Source organism: Mesorhizobium sp. WSM4976 (assembly GCF_029625685.1).
GTDB lineage: Bacteria > Pseudomonadota > Alphaproteobacteria > Rhizobiales > Rhizobiaceae > Mesorhizobium.
Genome location: NZ_JARTVT010000023.1, coordinates 1 through 1,924, shown reverse-complemented (window position 1 = coordinate 1,924; position 1,924 = coordinate 1). Strand labels below are relative to the sequence as shown.

At 63.2% G+C, this 1,924-nt stretch carries 1 protein-coding gene; it reads left to right on the top strand.

Going from position 1 to position 1,924, the window contains the following annotated elements; genetic code table 11:
- A partial coding sequence (locus tag P9272_RS25250) for a DUF5801 repeats-in-toxin domain-containing protein (protein WP_278162641.1) occupies positions 1 to 1,924 on the top strand: 1,924 nt, incomplete at both ends.

The window sequence follows — 1,924 nt, the reverse complement described above, 5'->3', positions numbered from 1 at the left end:
ACGACCGTGTTCACGCTGGCGCTGACCGAGTCGTCGGGAGCCTACACCTTTACCCTTTCGGCGCCGATCGATCAGGAGACGCCGCAGAACGGCTCGCCGGAAGGCACGTTCTCCTTCGACGTTAGCGGCCTGATCCATGCCACCGACAAGGACGGCAGCACCGTTACCGCCGCCGCCAGCGCACTGTCGCTGACCATCATCGACGACCAGCCGACTTTCGTCGCCAACTCGTCGTCGTCGGGAAGCGTCGACGAGGACGCTCTGTCGGCCAATCTCCTTCCCGACGCGACCGGCGCAAGCGCCACAGCAACCGGTTCGGTCAGTTCGCTCTTCAAGACGGGGGCGGACGCGCCGCTCTCGTTCACGCTGTCGACCGACACTTCCAAGCTGCCGGCGTTGACGTCCCACGGAACGGCGATCACCTACTCGGTGACGAAGAGCTCCGGGATTGATACGCTGACCGCCAAAGCCGGAACGACAACCGTGTTCACGATGGCGCTGACCGAGGCGACGGGCGCCTGGAGTTTCACGCTGTCGGCCCCCGTCGATCAGGCGCCCGGAGCCAACGACTCCAGCCAGACTAAGCTCGACTTCAGTTCGCTGATCCTGGCGACCGACTTCGACGGCAGCAACGCGACAGCCCCGGCCAACGCATGGGCGGTCACGGTCGTCGACGACGTGCCGGTCAACTTCAATCCAGAGGCGATCGTCAGTGGTGACAACGTCAAGGATGCCGCCGGCTCATCCTTCACCGGGAAGTTGATCAATACCGACGCGGGCGACGGGACCGTCGATCCAAACTCGTCGCTCACCATTGAGGAACACGCAGGCGGCGACGGCTTCGGGGCCTTGACCTTTACCGGCTCGAACGGTTCGAAGCTGACGGGCAACCTCGGCGGCGGCTCGACCACGAGTCTGCAGGCGGGCGGGGCCGATATCTATCTGTTCGGGTTCGGCACGGGCACCCTGACGGCGACGACCGATTCAACCGGCGCTGGACTTCCAGGCGGCGGAAGCGGATCCGTCATTACGGCGGACGAGGTGTTCACGATCACTCTCGACCCCAACGCCGGCACGTACAGCTACAACATGCTCCAGCCGATCAGCAACGGCTCGAACTTCACCTTCAGCGACTTCGCCGACGTACCGGCGGGTAACTACGCGTGGTTCTCGCTGCCGTTCAACCCGACCACAAAACAGCCCGTCAGCCCCGGCAAGTCGGTCGTCTTCACCGGGCTCAACCCCAATAGCGATACGGTCAATCCGAGTTCGATCGGCGTCGGCACGGACAAGCAGGCGGTCGCGCCTGGCGCAGCCATCCGCCTCGACTTCGTCGACAACGTGCACTCGATCACCTCCACGACGGCCCTGAAGTCGCTCAGCACGCTCAGCTTCCTCGATCATTACGAGGTCAACAACGCGGGCTTCACGCTGAGCCAGGTCAGTCCGACTGGAAAGACGGTCGACATCCGCCTCGACGCGTTCGACGTCCCGACATCGGCCACGACCTTACAGACGACAGACACCAACCAACAGAAGATCACCGAGGTGAAGATCGTGACCGAGGACAGCAGCGGCCATATCACCGGCACCCTCGCCGATTTCACCGGGGATGGGACGGCGAACTTCACCAATGGCGGCGTCAGCCAGAGCGTGACGGCGGACTTCGCGCCGACGGGCGACAGCAACGGCGTGGACCTTCAAGGTGTAAAGCTGGCGCCAGGCGAGTTTATCCTCGTAAGCACGGCTACCGGCTTCGATCGCCTGCTGGCGACCAATATCGGCACCGTCTACAACAACAAGGACTCGTTCGACATGGGGGCAGTGTCGGTCTCGACCTTCAATGTCGGCCAGCCCGTCAACATGGCCTTCAACCTCGCGCTGCAGGACTATGACGCGTTCAATAGCGGACTGAACAGTAACC